Origin of the sequence: Mycobacterium talmoniae (assembly GCF_001854525.1) — a bacterium.
GTDB lineage: Bacteria > Actinomycetota > Actinomycetes > Mycobacteriales > Mycobacteriaceae > Mycobacterium > Mycobacterium talmoniae.
In genome coordinates this window covers 1-16,671 of record NZ_MLQM01000122.1, presented here as the reverse complement: position 1 = coordinate 16,671, position 16,671 = coordinate 1, and the positions used below count along the sequence as shown (strand labels likewise).

Sequence of the window (16,671 nt, the reverse complement as noted above, 5' to 3'; positions counted from 1 at the left end):
CGTTTGCGACTTGGGGGGCAACTACGGGGTGGGCGGCGCCAGCGACGGTGCGGTCGAGGTCGGCGCCTGGCCCGGGCCGGGGACACCGGCTCCCGGACCCGGGTGCTGCCGGTGGTGGTGACCCGGTTGGACCATCGAGTGGTGGTGACCGTGATGGCCGTGGTGACCGTGGCAGCCGCGGTGATGGGTCAGCGCCGCGCCGGAGAAGAAGATGGTCGCGACAATGAATAGGATCCCGGCGACGATCGCGACCCAGGCCGCGAGCCGGTAGAGCCAATACGGTTTTTGCTGCGTGGTCGTAGCGGCGGCCGGAGTCGCCGTGCTGGGGGTTTCAGGTGTTTCGCTCATACTTAGCATCATCTGCGCCGGAAAATGGCGTCAGCTAGGTACTACTTATGAAAAAGCTATGCGGGTGAGCACCCGCATTACTCCGGCTTGAGCGGGTTGACCGCGAACTGGATGACCCGATACGGCGCCCGCTCCCGCGGTTCGGTGTCCCACTGGCTGACGAACACCCGCAGTTCGTCCAGCGTCGACCCCGGCGAGATGTATCCCCCGTAGGGCTGGGCGAGCCGATTGTCGAACGGCGGCGGCAAACTTTCCGCCGGCTCCGGCCATTCGTCGTGCTGCACCACGGTGGTGACCGGGGCGCTGCCCAGCGACATCGGATCGTTGGCGACGCGGACCTCCATGTCGCCGGTGCTGGCGTTGAAATACGACAGCACCGTCTTGCCGTCGATCTGCCGAACGCACATCTCGCCGATCTGCTCGTTCCACAGCGGGGTCGGCGGCTTGTTCCACCCGCCGCCGGCGCCGCCGGCCCAGCCCTGCCAGGTCGAGCGGTCGGTGAACGATTCCGGCCGCGCCCGGTACAGCACCACCGGCGCGCTGCGGTTGAAGTTGTCGGCCACGATGTACACCCACCCGCTGGGCGAGTCGGCGGTCGGAATCGGGTCGTAGTACCCGCTGATTTGGGATTGCCGGCCCTCCTGGTAGCCGCCGTCGCGCCCCGACCCCGGCACGGTTGACCAGCGCCCGCGCGCGGGTTCGGCCTTCACCAGCCGCGAGCTCTGCGGCACCAGGCTGGTGGTGGTGGTGACCAGCAGGTAGTTGCTGCGGTTGATGCGCACCACCCCGGCCGGCAGCTGCGAGGACCCCGGCGGGGTCGGGTCGGCCAGCAGCGGCTGCCACACCCCGGTGACGCCGGTGTAGCGCACGCCGGTCGGATCGTTGACCGAGTCGGTGTCGACGTGCAGGGCGATCGGCGAATACCAGCCGCCGAACCCGACACCCTCCCCGGCGAAGCTGTCGCCGCAGATCTGCAGCACCTCGCTGGGGAATTCCATGAATTCGCACAGATCGGTGGCGCCGATCCCGTAGTCGCGGGTGTCGGTGCCGGTGCCGGCCATCGGGCCGATGCGCAGCACCTGGCCCTCGGCCAGCGGCTGCAGAATCGGCTCGGGCATCGGGGCCGGCGGATCGGCGTGCGCGAGCGGCCGGGTTAGCGAAACAAGCGCCATCAGGGCCGTAACTGTCCGTCTGTATCGCGCACCCATCGCGGGCATCGTATCGGTGCGTGCCAGTGAACCTAGAAGCTACAAAGGGCGGGGCATAGGGGTCCGCACGGGCCGCATTCCTGGCGCTGGCCGGTCCGCTCAGCGGACCGGCCACTTGCCGCCATCAACCGATGAGCTTGCAATGGACCTCCAAAACCGGCGCGCACGGAATAGGAGATTCCAATGTGGACGGGCATAACAAGCGTTGATTCCCACGGAGCGTCAGGCAGCCCCGCCATGACGGTGATTCCTTGGGAAGCGGATTATCCCGAAACGCTAGTTCTCGCGTGGCCTTGTATCGACGGCACGGTGTATATCGCTACGATGATGGAGCGGAACGGCGTCGTCAACGCCCAGCCGATCTGGGGGAACAAGGTTTCCACCTCGGAGCGATTTGCACTTGCCCAGTCGCCCTACGACTCCACCGACGTATCTCCGCTGTTGATGTCGTGGACTGGCATGGGACTTCCGACGTTTGAGTGGCTCGCGTCTTCATTCATACCAGAGGAACTCGCGTTCATCTATTCGAATACTTGGAAATCTCCTAGCGACAGCGACGAAGGCGGGCCGCCAATCTCGCCCGTTATCGGGGGCCCAGCCATTCTGCCGGTTGCCGACAGTATTTACTTCGCCGCAACGGCACAAGACCCCACGCAAGCGTTATGTTTCGGATACGCCCCCAACGACAATTCCGCAATTTTGACGTTGTTCGAGACAACCGATTACCTGAGCGTCGATACCCCGGCGCTCGGGCTGACCCCCGCCGGAGAGATACAGATTGCCTTCGCAGGTGTCGATCCAAATAACTATCTCACAATTACCCAGGCTATTGGACCCGCGCCCTTTAGCGGGGAACTGTTTACGCCCGCGGTGACCTATCCCGATCAATGTATCGGCGGCCCAACATTGGTGACGACCGTTAACGGCTACGCTGCAGCATACGTGAACAAAAGCAACTTCATCTCCTTGCTCTACGGCGTGGAAAACCTGGACCCCGCGAAGGTTAATCGCGTAATTTATTCGGCTACGAGTTGGCATGCCCCGGCGATTGCCACTCTGAACGGCGTTACTTATGTCGCGTGGATCGGAACCGATGATCCCACCGGAAACGGGTTCCCAACTGGGCAATTGAACTTCGCCGACCTCGGGTCATTAACTGCTGTCAACTGCCCTGTTGGCGACACGGCGCAGATCGAGGCCGGGCCCCGCGCGGACGAAATCGCCACACGAATGCGTCGGCTGCGGGATATTACGATGTCCGCCGAGCCCAGCGGTCGCTTGTTGACCGCGCTACTAGCCCAACATTCCACCGAGCTTGGAATACTTTTCGGCGCGCATTCAGACCTGCGCCGAAGCGTCTGGGACGCGCTCCAGCGTTTCGAATCGACGGCGACTTCGCATCAACCGTTCACCGACGACACAATTGCTGCCGCGCAGAAGGCACTCCAGCAGCTCGACACGCTTGCCGGTCCGCTTCTCCGGGAATCCCTGCGCCATGCGGGTGACATCGTCGCTTCCCTGAGCAATCGAACCTTCGTTGAAGGGCTGGCTGCCGCAAGCCGATCCTTCCCCGAGCTGGAAGCCCCTGCGCACACCGGTGCTCAAGAATAGAGTCGACTACGCACTACAGGTTGGTGGCCAACAACTCGGCGATCTGAATGGTGTTCAAGGCCGCGCCCTTGCGCAGGTTGTCCCCGGAGACGAACAGCGCCAGACCCCGCCCGTCCGGCACGCCCGGGTCGCGCCGGATCCGGCCGACCAGCGAGTCGTCGACCCCGGCGGCGGCCAACGGGGTGGGCACGTCGACCAGCCGCACCCCCGGCGCGCCCGCCAGCAGCTCGGCCGCCCGGTCCGGGGACAGCGGTGCAGCGAACTCGGCGTTGATCGACAAACTGTGGCCGGTGAACACCGGGACCCGCACGCAGGTGCCGCTGACCGCGAGGTCGGGGATGCCGAGGATCTTGCGGCTCTCGTTGCGCAGTTTCTGGTCCTCGTCGGTCTCGCCGGAGCCGTCGTCGACCAGCGACCCGGCCAGCGCCACCACGTTGAACGCGATCGGCGCCACGTACTGGTTCGGCGCCGGGAACGCCACCGCGCCGCCGTCGTGCACCAACTTCTCGGCGCCGTCGGAGACCGCCCGGACCTGCTCGGCGAGTTCCTGGACGCCGGCCAGCCCACTGCCGGACACCGCCTGATACGTCGAGACCACCAGCCGCACCAGCTGCGCCTCGTCGTGCAGCACCTTGAGCACCGGCATCGCGGCCATCGTGGTGCAGTTCGGGTTGGCGATAATGCCCTTTTCCAGGCGCTTTCCGCGGACGTCGCGGTCGAAGTTGACCTCGGACACCACCAGCGGCACGTCGGGATCCTTACGCCACGCCGAGGAGTTGTCGATCACCGTCGCGCCGGCCGCGGCGAACCGCGGCGCCTGCGCGCGCGAGGTGGCCCCGCCGGCGGAGAACAACGCGATGTCCAGGCCGGTCGGGTCGGCGGTTTCGGTGTCTTCGACCTCGATCTCCTGGCCGCGGAAGGGCAGTTTGCGGCCCTGGGAGCGGGCCGAGGCGAAGAACCGCACCGTGTCGGCGGGGAAGTCGCGCTCCTCGAGCAGGGTGCGCATCACCTGGCCGACCTGGCCGGTGGCGCCCACCACACCGATCGCGACCATCAGCGGCCCGTCCCGGCGTAGACGGTGGCTTTCTCCTCACCGCCGAGGCCGAACGCGTCGTGCAGCGCGACCACGGCCTTGTCCAGGTCGGTGTCTCGGACCAGCACCGAGATGCGGATCTCGGAGGTGGAGATCAGGTCGATGTTGATCCCGGCATCCGCCAGCGCCTCGCAGAACGTGGCGGTCACGCCCGGGTGGCTGCGCATCCCGGCCCCGATCAGCGACACCTTGCCGATGTGGTCGTCGTAGAGCACCTCGGTGAAGCCGACCTCGTTCTTCAGCGACTCCAGCTTCGCCACCGCGGCCGGCCCGCTCTCCCGCGGGCAGGTGAAGGTGATGTCGGTTTTGCCGTCCTCGACCTTGGAGACGTTCTGCAACACCATGTCGATATTGATGTCGGCGTCGGCGGCGGCGCGGAACACCTTGGCCGCGTAGCCGGGCAGGTCGGGGATACCGACGACGGTGACCTTGGCTTCGCTCTTGTCGTGGGCGACGCCGGTCAGGATGGGGTCTTCCATGGGGATGTCCTCGATCGATCCGGAAACGATGGTGCCGGGCTTATCCGAGTACGACGACCGGACGTGCACCGGCAGGTGGTAGCGGCGGGCGTACTCCACGCAGCGCAGCATCAGCACCTTGGCGCCGCAGGCGGCCAGCTCGAGCATCTCCTCGAAGGTGACGGTGTCCAGCCGTTTCGCGTTCGGCACAATGCGCGGGTCGGCGCTGAAGATGCCGTCGACGTCGGTGTAGATCTCGCACACGTCGGCTTTCAGGGCCGCGGCCAGCGCCACCGCGGTGGTGTCCGAGCCGCCGCGACCCAGCGTGGTGACGTCCTTGCTGTCCTGGCTGACCCCCTGGAACCCGGCGACCAGCACCACCTGGCCGTCCTCCAGGGCGGCCTGCAGCCGACCCGGGGTGACCTCGATGATCTTGGCTTTGCCGTGCGCGCCGGTGGTGATCACCCCGGCCTGCGACCCGGTGAACGACCGCGCCTCCGACCCCAGCGATTCGATCGCCATCGCCACCAGTGCGTTGGAGATCCGCTCACCGGCGGTCAACAGCATGTCCAGTTCGCGAGCCGGTGGCGACGGGCACACCTGCTGCGCCAGCTCCAGCAGGTCGTCGGTGGTGTCGCCCATCGCCGAGCACACCACCACGACGTCGTTGCCCCGCTTCTTGGTCTCGACGATGCGTTCAGCGACCCGGCGGACCGCGTCGGCGTCTTGCACCGACGATCCGCCGTACTTCTGCACGACGAGTGCCACTGCCGTCCTTTCGGGGTGCTGGGAGTTCACCCGCATCGTCGGGGTCAAGTCACAGACAGGATACGGGGTCGGCACGTCCCGGTCCGACGCTGCTCGGCTCCGGTCCACGTCGGGGCGGGACGATCACATTCCCCGCAACGTGCCCGGTGCGCCTCTAGCCTTGCCACCGCGGTCACAGAGCTGCTCGGGAATGTGCCCGCACCGCCGCATCACGCCCCCGAACTTCAGCGAGCAAAACGGGTAATGCGCTACTCGTGTTGGCACCGTCGCTCGCTGAAACGATTGTGCATGAACATCCCGAATCGGGATAGCAGGGCAAATACCGAGGATCCATGTCGGACACTGCTACGGCTAGTTTGCGCGACCAGCTGCTGACACCACCACTGCGCGCCGGCGAGAAAGTCGCCGGGCTCGCGGTCGACAGCGGTTTGGGCCCGAAGACAGCCGATTTGAGTTCGTCTGCCGGGCGGGGTGTGCTCACCGGCGCATTCGCCGTGTTGGATGCGCTCGCTTGCACCGAGGGCGGGCTGGGACTGACCGCACTGGCCCGCGCGAGTGGGCTCGCGAAGTCCTCGGCGTATCGGCTCACCGAGCAACTCGTCGCTCTCGGCGCAGTGCAACGTGTCGAGCAGCGTTATTACGTGGGGCCCCGGCTCGCGCGCCTTGGGCAACGCTGGCTACCGGACCCGCAGCTGCGGGAGATCTCGCAGGCTTTCGTGCATGCCCTCGCGGTGCAGGCGCGCTGCGATCTGGCGGCGCTGGTAGTGCTGAACGGCGACCGAATGCGGGTGGTCAGCGCGACTGCCCGCCGGGGCTGCGGGTACTGCCCCGACGCGCTGGACCGGGACACGGCCGCCCGCACCGCCGCGGGACGCATCCTGCACGCCGCCCGGCGCGCTGATGCGGTGCCGCCTGGTTGCTGGACGCCGCTGGAATGGCAGCGGCTGCGGGACCACATCGCTGATCCGAGCGCGACGGTGACCGATCGGCAAGACGCCGTAGCGGGCGTTTGCTCCGTGTCGGCTCCGGTGTGGTACCCCAGCGGCGACTGTGCCGGCGCGGTCTTCGCGCTCGTGTATGCGACAACCTTGCCGCCGAACCTGCCCGATCTGGTGCTGGGTGCGGCCCACCGCATCGATGCCGCCCTGCGTTGGCGTCCCAGCCCGGTCCGCTGGTCGGACCAGGGGGTTGCCGTTGCCGGCAATGCGGGTATCGGGTAAAGCCACCGGGTCTTGCCGCGGTCCGCTAATCCGCCGATTTGCAGAGGGTTCGCACCGCGACGGTACGACCGCGAGCGACGGGAGCAGCCACCATGGCGAATGATGCACCCGACGCCCCGGCACCTCCGCCGCAGCCGGCCCCGCCGGCCGGTCCGGTCATCACCGCCGTGGGCGGGCGCGTTCTCATCACCGGCGCCGGATTCCTCCCCAACCACTCGGTCACCGTGCGCATAACCCGCGCCGGCGACGACATCGCCGACTACCTCACCTACACCACCGACGCCGACGGGCGGCTCTCCGCGACGCTTCCGCCGACCGCAGTCGCCGAAACCGCGCAGATCGCCGCGAGTGACCACCGGCCTGATCCGCATGGCGATCATGGGCTGCTGTGGAGCAACACGGTCACGGTTGCGGACGGTGCCTGATGCGGCCATCACGATGGCGTGACATTCCCCCGGTCCGCTCATCGGACCGCCCCCTTGACCAAATCCCGCGGCTTGGCGCGCAATAGCGCTGGGAAAGCCAATGGCCGTCGGCGGCAAGGCAGCTCGCCGAGGTCGATACGACCCAAGGTGAATCTCGGCCAGAACCGCATCGACAGGAGGAAACAATGTCGACCGTAATGCATAGTTCAATTGAGTCCGGAGTTCGCGCGATGAATGAGGCCTTAACCAGTCTCTCAACACATTTGACGAGCGTATCCGCGATACCTGAAAAGGACCTGTTGGCAATCATCAGGCGACCAGGATGGACAACCCCCGCCGAGCAAGCCTTAGTGGAGGCGATGGCAGCGGCGATTACGGAGCACGCACAGTACCTGAAGCGGGCCCATGAAGCCCTCATCGAAGGCGCGCTGGCGGTTGGCCAGACCGCTTAGCCTCGCGCGCGACTGACGGACCTAACACCCGATTACGGGCCCAGGATTCGCCAGTTGCAACGGGCCGGTCCGCTGAGCGGACCCGGTCGTAGACGTACCCGAAACCCGGCAATTTCAATACAGGCACCAAGTGCAGTGCGAATGCGCAACTGCGCCCGATTATGGCCCGCAGAATCCGGGTGCCACCGCCACGGTGCGGTTCACCGTCTGCACGAGCGTAAGGAGCCGGCGATGCCGCAGCGGCGCAAGAACATCTCGTTCAGCCAGCAGATCGCCATCGACCGTGCCGGAGACCCGTACGTGTACGGCGGAAACTGGAATCCGTTTAACCGGCGGCGGGGCACCGATTGCAGCGGATGTGTCGTAGACGAACTCGACGCCGCGATTAACGGCACCGCGATGGAATGGACCCGCCACGGGCTGAGCACCGAGAACTGGCGTGCCCCGGACATGGGTGGCAGCGCCGACCCCAACAACGGACCGTTCGGCACCGTCCAGGTGCCCAGCCCCGACCTGTTCCCGCCCGACGCGGCCGTCAAGATCGCGCTGCATCACGGCCCCGGCGGCGGGGTGAACTCGCACATGTGGTGCGCGGTGGACCAGCTCCAGGTGGAGACCAACGGCACCAGCGGAACGGTGCTGGGCCCCAACGCCCGCGATGTCACCGACACCAGCTACGCCAACAACTGGTGGTATCTGCCCGGACCGATCGTCGAGGACGGCACCCCCATCCCGCATCAGCCCAGCGCCATGAACCCGCCACCGCCGGCCGAGCCGCGCGACACCCTGTTCGCCGACGTGAGCGAATGGCAGGTGCCGGTCGATGATTCCTATGCCGCCGCCACCTACCCCGAAAACGGCCAGGACTGGCACTACCGGGTGTTGTCGATCCGCTGCAACGACGGCACCTATCAGGATCACCACTTCGCGCAGAACTACCAGTGGTGCGCCCAAGCGTGTGATGACGGGCGGTTGGCGTTCTTCATCGTCTACCTGTACTGGCGCGCCAACTGGCAGGACACCCTGGCCACGATGAAGCAGATGGTGCAGGCGCAGGGCGGTCCGCATCCCAAGATGGTGGCGATGATCGACCTGGAGTCCGGCGGCAACCCCGGCGGTGACCAGAGCACCGGCGTCAACGGCGTGTACTACGGGCTGGCCAGCTGGCTGGGTGATGACCGGCGGGTGATCGGCTACGCCAATCTGTTCGACGAGCGGACCATGTGGCAGACCAAGCCCGAGCACATTCCGATGATCCTGGCGGGCTACGGCTCGAATCCCAACGACCCCAGCGTGTTTAAGATCGCCCCCCAGTACACCGACGGCGGCGGCTACGACGCCGAGCTGCCGCAAGGCGCGCCACCGTTCGGCCACTGCGACATGAACAGCGCCGACGGGCTCTCCCCCACCCAGTTGGCCACCGCGCTGGGTGTGGGTGACGTGGTGCACCCGCGGGTACTGACCCCGATGGTGACGGCGGCCGAAATCCTGGCCCCCGGCAACGGTCACGCGACCCAACCGGCTGCCGCGCCGCCGGCGACGCTGCCCGCGGCGGCGGTGCCGGTCGTGATGCCCGTCGAGGGCTACGTGGGCGACATGACTGGGCCGGGCGTCACCGATCAATGGGGCGTGACCAGCGCCGACCTGGGGGTGTCGATTGTGATGCCCAACGGCAAACTGATGTCGGTGTTCGGTGACACGTTCTCCGGCGATAGTGTGGGACAAGGCGATTGGCGCTCCCCGGTCGCCCTGATCGGCAGCGGCGACGCCGGCACGCGGATCGCCTACGAGTGCGCGGGCGGGGCTAACCCCAACCACGCGCAACAGCTGTGGCCGTATGTCCACGACAGCTACCCGTGGAACCAGGGCGGGATCAGCACCGTGATTCCCTCCGACGTGCTGGTGCTCGGCGGCACCATGTATCTGCACGGCATCGTCAACCGGGGCTTCCCCAACGTGATCTGGACCGGGATCTGGTCCTCCACCGACAACGGCGTCAGCTGGCAGCCGATGGGGCCCAAGGCAACGTTCGCGGCCTGCTTGCACCATGGCTACGCGCAGCTGTGGTCGTGGGACTACGACCCCGACGACGGGTGGGTGTACATCGTGTCCACCGGATTCCAGCGCGACAAGGGCATCATCCTGCGACGCGTGCGTCCCGCCGACATCGGCGACATGACCAAGTACTCGGGCTGGGGCTGGGCCAATAACCAGTGGGCGTGGGACAACGAACCCACCCCCATCACACCCCCGTCCGAAACCTGGGGTGAGCTGACCCTGCGTCGGCTCGCCGCGGGCAAGTGGATCCTGGGCGGGTTCCTGTCGTCGGGATACGCGTTGGGATACCGCACCATTGAGTCACCGATCGCCGATCTGTACGACGCCGAGGTCCAGACGCCGGTGACCGGGACCTCCTGGGACGCCCAGGATCTGGCGAACAGTCAGGTCGCCCAGCTCTACGGCGGCTATGTGCTGCCCGGTTCGCAACTGGACGTGACCGGCGGGGTCGGCCTGGTCGTTTCCCAATGGGACACCGACACCGGCTGGCCCTACCGCGCCATGCAGTTCAAGGTGACGCTCAACGACACGACAGCGCCCGCTGCGGCGGCCGAGCAGCCGGTGGCGGCCGCACCGAAGGCGGTGCGTACTCCGCCGGTGCGGCGCCGCGGGCCGGTCGCCGCGCAGCCGCGCCGCAAGACGCCACAGCCGGTTCGCTGACGGGGTGCCACCATGGCTGAGGTCACCTGGAAACCCGAGCCGGACCAGCACGACTATCCGGCAGCGGCGAACTATCTCGCCTTGCTGGCGGCTGCCGAGCAGATCAGCGCGATCGTGTCCGCGCTGCAGGCGGCGCCGATCACGCACCAGAAGGCCAAGGATCTGCTGCGCGCGGCGCGCCTGCCGCTGCTGCCGAAGGACAACGCGCACGTGCACTCCGATCTTGCCAAGATCGCCAAGGGCACACCGCTCTCGCCGATCCTGGCGGTGCGCGGGGACCTCGGCACCGGGGTGGCGTTGCAGATCGCCGACGGCTATCACCGGGTGTGCGCGAGCTACTACACCGACGAAAACACCGACATTCCCGTCAAGCTCGTATCGGTCCCGCGGTAAGGACAACGCGATGACGACGGGACTTGGCGCGATCGAACACATCGTGGTGCTCATGCTGGAAAACCGCTCGTTCGATCACATGCTGGGCTACCTCTACCACGACACCGGCAACACCTCCCCGGCCGGTGATGCCTTCGAAGGGCTCACCGGAACCGAAAGCTGCCCGGACAACAACGGGACCGCGGTGCCGGTCTTCCCGATCACCCCCGAGACCGCCAACGCCTATTTCATGCCCGGCGCCGACCCCGGGGAGGGTTACGTCGCCACCAACCTGCAGCTGTTCGGTACCGCGAGCCCCGCCAACGGCACGGCACCAACCATGTCCGGATTCGTCACCGACTTCGCGAACGCTCTGGTGGCGCATGGCGGTCCGGGCTGGTACGTGGTGCCGGGCACCACCGCGGACATGATCATGGGCTGTTACACCCCGGCGGCCCTGCCGGTACTCAGTGCGCTGGCCCGCGGTTACGCGGTGTGCGACCACTGGTACGGGTCCGCGCCGACCGAGACCATGCCCAACCGGGCGTTCGCCAACGCCGGCACCAGCCAGGGGCACCTCGACGATGTCACCAAGTCGTTCACCGTACCGAGCATCTTCGGGCTCTGCGGTCAGCACGACGTGTCCTGGAAGATCTACGGCTACAACCGTGAACCGTTGACCCGGCTCAACTTTCCCGACACCGCCAACGCCCCCGACAGCAACATCGGCCTGTTCACCGATTTTCAAAACGACTGTGCCGCCGGCACCCTGCCGGCGTACTCGTTCCTGGAACCGAGCTGGAACTCCACCGGCAACAGCCAGCACCCCAACTACAACGTCGCCGCCGGGGAACAACTGATCCTGGATACCTACCGCGCCGTCGCGGGCGGACCCGGCTGGCCCGGCACATTGCTGATCGTCACCTACGACGAGCACGGTGGCTGCTACGACCACGTGCCCCCACCGACCGGCGCCACCCCACCCGATGACACGGTGGGTGAATACGGTTTCGACTTCACCCGCTTCGGGCCGCGGGTGCCCACCGTGCTGGTGAGCCCGCTGATCGCGCCCGGCACGGTGTTCCGTGTCCCCGATAGCGCGACCCCGCTCGATCACACCAGCATCCTGGCGACCGTCGAACACCGGTGGTCACTGCCCGCCCTGACCCGACGCGACGCCGCGGCCGAAGACGTCGGCGCGGTCCTCACGCTGGACTCGCCCCGCACCGACGATCCGTTAGCCGGGGTGAGCGCACCGCAACCGCCGGCGACCCCGGGTGCGTTGGCCGCGCAACCGGCGCACCTGGACCAAATCCGCGACGAACTCGAGAATCGGCCGCTGCCCACGCCGCCGACCCGATCCACCGTTACGCCACAAGAAACAGGTGGTGCGCTACGCGTGCCCCCGCGACCCACCCGCCCTACCGTCGACGCATCGGGAAGCTCGACATCACCATAGGGGTGAACAATGACGGCTGTACGTGAGCGCAAGGGCACCCAACGCAAAGGATCCGCTAGCGACCTGAGCCATGTGCGCGGTTACGGCTGGCGGCCGCAGCTGCCGGATGCACGGGACAAGGTGTACGCCACCCGACTCGGGGCCCCGCCTCCCCCCGAGTGTGACCTGCGTCCGTCGATGCCGCCCGTCTATGACCAGGGCCAGCTCGGAGCCTGCACCGGCAACGCGATCGCGGCCGCGATGGAGTATGAGCGAGACCGCCAGGGTCTCAGCGATTTTCTCCCGTCGCGGTTATTCATCTATTACAACGAACGCGCCCTGGAAGGCACCGTCTCTAGCGATTCCGGCGGCGTGATCAGGGACGGAATCAAGGTGGTAAACACCGCGGGTGTGTGCCCAGAATCGGTGTGGCCCTATGACATCGGCATGTTCGCCGTAAAGCCGGCGAAACGCTGCTATGTCGCCGCGGCCGCTGACCGGGCGGTTCAGTACCTGGCGGTTCAGACTCTGGGGGACTTGAAGGACGCGATCTCGTCGAACCTGTCGGTGGTGTTCGGGTTCACCGTGTACGAAAGCTTCGAGTCCGCGACCGTCGCGCAAACCGGTGTGGTGCCGTTGCCCCAGCCCGGCGAAACCACGGTCGGCGGTCACGCCGTCGTCGCCGTCGGCTACTCGGATCCGCAAAACCACCTCATCGTGCGCAACTCGTGGGGGCCGCTCTGGGGTGACGGCGGCTACTTCTACCTGCCCTACCAGTATCTGACCGGGGCCCAGGTCAGTTCGGATACCTCGCCGGTCGACGGCGCGTATCTGGCCCGGGACTTCTGGGCAATTGAGTTGGTCTCGTCCTAACGCGGGAATCGCCCCCGGCGGACGGCGATCACTCGGAGGGCTGGGGCTGGTGCGCGGCCACGGCGTGCTCGTAGTCGAGGCGTGCGGAGAACTTCGCGATCTCGTAGGCGTTGGTGTAGACGGCCAGCGTGTTGTTTTGCGCCTTGAAGCCGGGGTGCTGCTGCGCTTGGCCCAACGTGATGCCGGTCCCTTCCCCCGACGAGGACCAGTTGGTGGAGCCCTCGAACGCGACGACGCCGTCTAGCACGCCGCCCTTGGTGTGGCTGATCTGGTGGGTGTCGGACTCGCCGACGGCGAAGTCGGCCGCGAATGCGGCGGCGTCCGCGGTCGCGTCGGAGGCCAAGATCTTCTTCTCGGCGACACCGCCCGCCTGCGATCTGTCCAGGGTGACCTGCACCATCACCGTCGGGTCCTGGGCGAGGCCGAACAAGAGCTGGTTGAGCTGCGCGTCGTCATAGCCAAACATGTTCATCTTCACGCTCAGCTTGACCCGGCTGAACAAATGCATCAGCACCCCGTGCACGTCGTCCCGGCCGACGTAGAAGACCCGAAAGTCCGGGCTGGCGGTCGGACCGAACGCGCCTTCGCGGGTGTATTGCGCGAGGTCGTCGAGGGTGAAGGTCTGCAACGTGGGATCGGGCGCAGTGGGCCCCGGTGTCGTCATCTCCGCACCTCTCGAACTCCAGCCGCATCGAGTTAGTTGTGCGACCCAGCGAGTTCCATTACCGGCTGATCGGCCGAGGTAGGCAAGATCGCGGTCCGCTCAGCGGACCGACAACGGCCTTCGTCCCCCGACAGCGGCGCGGCCTGCGGTTTTCGTCGCGGCGCCGCACACGGTACAGTGTTTGACGTGCAGCGGGTGCTCCTCCTCGGACGCCGCGACGGGGCCTGACCCAGACCGGCCTCCCGTCGCGGGTGTTCGCGATGCGCCGGTCTGAGGTCCATCTGCAAACCCGGAGCAATCATCGTGACAAGCTTTTCTCGGCCTGAGGCCGATTTCCCCGACGTCTTCTCGTCGGGCCGCACCATCACCCAACCCGCCGGCCCGGCCAACCCCGGCCAGCCCTCATGGAACCCGCAGCGCGGCTCGTCGATGCCGGTCAACCGGTACCGCAGCTTCGCCGATGAAGTCGAACCGATTCGCCTGCCCGACCGCACCTGGCCCGACACGGTGATCGAGCGGGCACCGCTGTGGTGCGCGGTGGACCTGCGCGACGGCAACCAGGCGCTGATCGACCCGATGAGCCCGGCCCGCAAGCGGCGCATGTTCGACCTGCTGGTCAAGATGGGTTACAAGGAGATCGAGGTCGGGTTCCCGTCGGCCAGCCAGACCGACTACGACTTCGTCCGCGAAATCATCGAGGCCGATGCGATCCCGCCCGACGTCACCATTCAGGTGTTGACCCAGTGCCGCGACGAGCTGATCGAGCGCACCTTCGAGGCGTGCCGGGGTGCGCACCAGGTGATCGTGCACTTCTACAACTCGACGTCGATCCTGCAGCGCCGGGTGGTGTTCAAAGCCGACCGGGCCGCCGTGCAGCAGATCGCGGTGCAAGGCGCCCGCAAATGCGTCGAGGAGGCCGCCAAGTATCCGGGCACCCAGTGGCGCTTCGAGTACTCCCCGGAGTCCTACACCGGCACCGAACTCGAATACGCCAAGCAGGTGTGCGACGCCGTCGGCGACGTCATCGCGCCCACCCCGGAGAACCCGATCATCTTCAACCTGCCGGCGACGGTGGAGATGGCCACCCCCAACGTGTACGCCGACTCGATCGAGTGGATGAGCCGTAACCTCAAGCGGCGCGACTCGGTCATCTTGAGCCTGCACCCGCACAACGACCGCGGCACCGCGGTCGCGGCCGCCGAGCTGGGGTATCAGGCCGGCGCGGATCGGATCGAGGGCTGTCTGTTCGGCAACGGGGAGCGCACCGGCAACGTCTGCCTGGTGACGTTGGGACTCAACCTGTTCTCCCGCGGCGTGGACCCGCAGATCGACTTCGCCAACATCGACGAGATCCGGCGCACCGTGGAGTACTGCAACCAGCTGCGGGTGCCCGAGCGGCATCCCTACGGCGGCGACCTGGTGTACACCGCGTTCTCCGGCAGCCACCAGGACGCGATCAACAAGGGCCTGGACGCCATGAAGATCGACGCCGACGCCGCCGATTCCGACGTCGACGACATGCTCTGGCAGGTCCCCTACCTGCCGATCGACCCCAAGGACGTCGGGCGCACCTACGAGGCGGTGATCCGGGTCAACTCGCAGTCCGGCAAGGGCGGGGTGGCCTACATCATGAAGGCCGATCACGGCCTGGTGTTGCCGCGCCGGCTGCAGATCGAGTTTTCCCAGGTGATCCAGAAGATCACCGACGGGGAGGGCGGCGAGGTCGCGCCCAAGGAGATGTGGGACGCGTTCGCCGAGGAGTACCTGGCGCCGGTGCGCCCGCTGGAGCGGATGCGCCAACGGGTGATCGCCGCCGAGGTCGACGGCGGCACCGACCGCATCGAGGCCGTAGTCAAGATCGACGGGATCGAAACCGAGATCGGCGGGGTCGGCAACGGCCCGTTGGCGGCGTTCGTCGACGCGCTGAGCCAGGTCGGGATCCACGTCAACGTCCTGAACTACTCCGAGCACGCGATGAGCGCCGGGGAAGAGGCGCAGGCCGCGGCCTACGTGGAGGCCTCCATCAGCGGGCCGATCGCGAGCGCGGCGGAGCCGGGCGAAGCGGGTCGGCCCGATGGGCAGGGCCGGACGGTGTGGGGGGTGGGGATCGCGACGTCGATCACCACGGCGTCGCTGCGGGCGGTGGTCTCCGCGGTCAACCGCGCGGCGCGCGGCTGACGTCGCCCTGGGGTGTGGCCGCCGGCGCGGCGAAGTGCGCCGCCACCGCGGCGGTGATCTCCAGGAACCGCCGGCGCGTCCCCCGCCGCAGCTGGTCCAGGTCGACTCCGCTGGCGGCGGCGAGGTGCGGGTCATACGGCAGCACGAACACCCGGTCGGCGCCCACCCGCCGGGCGAACACCTCGGCCAGGGTGCGGGTGGTGGCGCTGTCGGCGCGCCCGGTCACGTCGTTGAGGACGACGACAGTGCGGGCGAGCAGCTCGCTGTGGCGCGACTCGGCGAGCCAGTCCATCACCTTGCCGGTGGCTTGCGCACTGTCATGGGTGCCGGCCGAGACCAGGACCAGCGAGTCCGCGGTGTCGAGCAGACCCTTGACCACCGGATGCTCGACGTTGGTCCCGGAGTCGGTGACCAGCACCGAGTAGAACCGCCGCAGAACCTCATGGGCGGCCAGATACGTCTTGGCGTCGAGCAGTTTCCGGTCGCTGACGTTGCGGTTGGCGGCCAGCACATCCAGGCCGGAGGCCGAGCTTTGTCCGATGTGGGCGCGCACGTCGGCGTAGCGCTCGATGCGGGTGTCGGTCAGCACCTCGCGGTAGGAGGACGTCGCCGACGGATCGATCCGCTCCCCCAGGTTGGCCCCGATGTCGGGGTTGCCGTCGATGGCCACCACCTTGTGGTGCAGCCGCGCGAACGTCGAACCCACCCCGATCGCGGTGGAGGTCTTGCCGGCCCCGCCTTTGCCACCGAGCACCACCACCGAGTGGGTGCCGGGTAGCGCGCTGTCGACCGCGGCGTTGAGCTCGCGAACCCGGCGTTCGTCGGCCGAGGGACCCAAGGTGACC

14 protein-coding genes and 2 pseudogenes are annotated in these 16,671 nt (G+C 67.2%); 11 read left to right on the top strand and 5 right to left on the bottom strand.

Features of this window, described 5'->3' with window-relative positions; translation table 11 throughout:
- Positions 1 to 231: hypothetical protein (locus BKN37_RS29585; RefSeq protein ID WP_207547266.1), on the top strand; the 231-nt coding region annotated here is incomplete at its 5' end.
- Positions 232 to 425: 194 nt separating this feature from the next.
- On the opposite strand, the gene BKN37_RS19135 is transcribed toward BKN37_RS29585, so the two are convergent.
- Positions 426 to 1,520: a DUF4185 domain-containing protein gene (locus BKN37_RS19135; protein WP_071028543.1), complete on the bottom strand. Its 1,095-nt coding sequence runs from the start codon at positions 1,518 to 1,520 to the stop codon at positions 426 to 428.
- 273 nt (positions 1,521 to 1,793) lie between these two features.
- On the opposite strand from BKN37_RS19135, the gene BKN37_RS19130 reads away from it, so the two are divergent.
- Entirely contained in the window at positions 1,794 to 3,167 is a 1,374-nt protein-coding gene (locus tag BKN37_RS19130; RefSeq protein WP_071028542.1) for a hypothetical protein, read from the top strand.
- A gap of 13 nt (positions 3,168 to 3,180) precedes the next feature.
- On the opposite strand, the gene BKN37_RS19125 is transcribed toward BKN37_RS19130, so the two are convergent.
- Positions 3,181 to 4,221, bottom strand: coding sequence for an aspartate-semialdehyde dehydrogenase (locus BKN37_RS19125; protein WP_071028541.1), 1,041 nt, complete (start codon positions 4,219 to 4,221; stop codon positions 3,181 to 3,183).
- Positions 4,221 to 5,486 carry an aspartate kinase gene (locus BKN37_RS19120; RefSeq protein ID WP_071028540.1) on the bottom strand — a complete coding sequence of 422 codons (1,266 nt, stop codon included), beginning with the start codon at positions 5,484 to 5,486 and terminating at the stop codon, positions 4,221 to 4,223. Before BKN37_RS19120 ends, BKN37_RS19125 begins: the two co-directional genes overlap by 1 nt.
- A 356-nt stretch (positions 5,487 to 5,842) precedes the next feature.
- Here BKN37_RS19120 and BKN37_RS19115 point away from each other — a divergent pair, with 356 nt between their 5' ends.
- From BKN37_RS19115 to BKN37_RS19090, 8 genes and pseudogenes are all read left to right on the top strand, one after another.
- Complete coding sequence (locus tag BKN37_RS19115; protein WP_071028539.1) at positions 5,843 to 6,706, top strand: IclR family transcriptional regulator; 864 nt, start codon at positions 5,843 to 5,845, stop codon at positions 6,704 to 6,706.
- A gap of 92 nt (positions 6,707 to 6,798) precedes the next feature.
- On the top strand, positions 6,799 to 7,131 hold the full coding sequence (locus tag BKN37_RS19110; protein ID WP_071028538.1) for a hypothetical protein: 333 nt from the start codon (positions 6,799 to 6,801) through the stop codon (positions 7,129 to 7,131).
- 185 nt (positions 7,132 to 7,316) lie between these two features.
- Complete coding sequence (locus BKN37_RS28920; RefSeq protein ID WP_131823649.1) at positions 7,317 to 7,583, top strand: hypothetical protein; 267 nt, start codon at positions 7,317 to 7,319, stop codon at positions 7,581 to 7,583.
- A gap of 231 nt (positions 7,584 to 7,814) precedes the next feature.
- A pseudogene (locus tag BKN37_RS30430) lies at positions 7,815 to 8,294 on the top strand (chitinase); the annotation flags it as partial.
- Between the two features lie 858 nt (positions 8,295 to 9,152).
- Positions 9,153 to 10,175: pseudogene (locus BKN37_RS27955) on the top strand (DUF4185 domain-containing protein); the annotation flags it as partial.
- 138 nt (positions 10,176 to 10,313) lie between these two features.
- Positions 10,314 to 10,694, top strand: a complete 381-nt coding sequence (locus BKN37_RS19100) for a hypothetical protein (RefSeq protein WP_071028536.1) — start codon at positions 10,314 to 10,316, stop codon at positions 10,692 to 10,694.
- A gap of 10 nt (positions 10,695 to 10,704) precedes the next feature.
- The gene (locus BKN37_RS19095) at positions 10,705 to 12,132 is read left to right on the top strand and encodes an alkaline phosphatase family protein (RefSeq protein WP_071028535.1); all 1,428 of its coding nucleotides are present in this window, start codon (positions 10,705 to 10,707) and stop codon (positions 12,130 to 12,132) included.
- Between the two features lie 9 nt (positions 12,133 to 12,141).
- The gene (locus BKN37_RS19090; RefSeq protein WP_207547265.1) at positions 12,142 to 12,984 is read left to right on the top strand and encodes a C1 family peptidase; all 843 of its coding nucleotides are present in this window, start codon (positions 12,142 to 12,144) and stop codon (positions 12,982 to 12,984) included.
- 28 nt (positions 12,985 to 13,012) lie between these two features.
- Here the strand turns inward: BKN37_RS19090 and BKN37_RS19085 are convergent, their stop codons facing one another.
- Positions 13,013 to 13,648: a phospholipase D-like domain-containing protein gene (locus BKN37_RS19085; RefSeq protein ID WP_071028533.1), complete on the bottom strand. Its 636-nt coding sequence runs from the start codon at positions 13,646 to 13,648 to the stop codon at positions 13,013 to 13,015.
- A gap of 303 nt (positions 13,649 to 13,951) precedes the next feature.
- Here BKN37_RS19085 and leuA point away from each other — a divergent pair, with 303 nt between their 5' ends.
- Positions 13,952 to 15,826 (top strand): 2-isopropylmalate synthase, encoded by a 1,875-nt coding sequence (gene leuA, locus BKN37_RS19080; RefSeq protein WP_071028532.1) that lies wholly within the window; start codon positions 13,952 to 13,954, stop codon positions 15,824 to 15,826.
- Here leuA and BKN37_RS19075 read toward each other — a convergent pair.
- A partial coding sequence (locus BKN37_RS19075; RefSeq protein ID WP_083341898.1) for a MinD/ParA family ATP-binding protein occupies positions 15,804 to 16,671 on the bottom strand: 868 nt, incomplete at its 5' end. The genes leuA and BKN37_RS19075 overlap by 23 nt on opposite strands.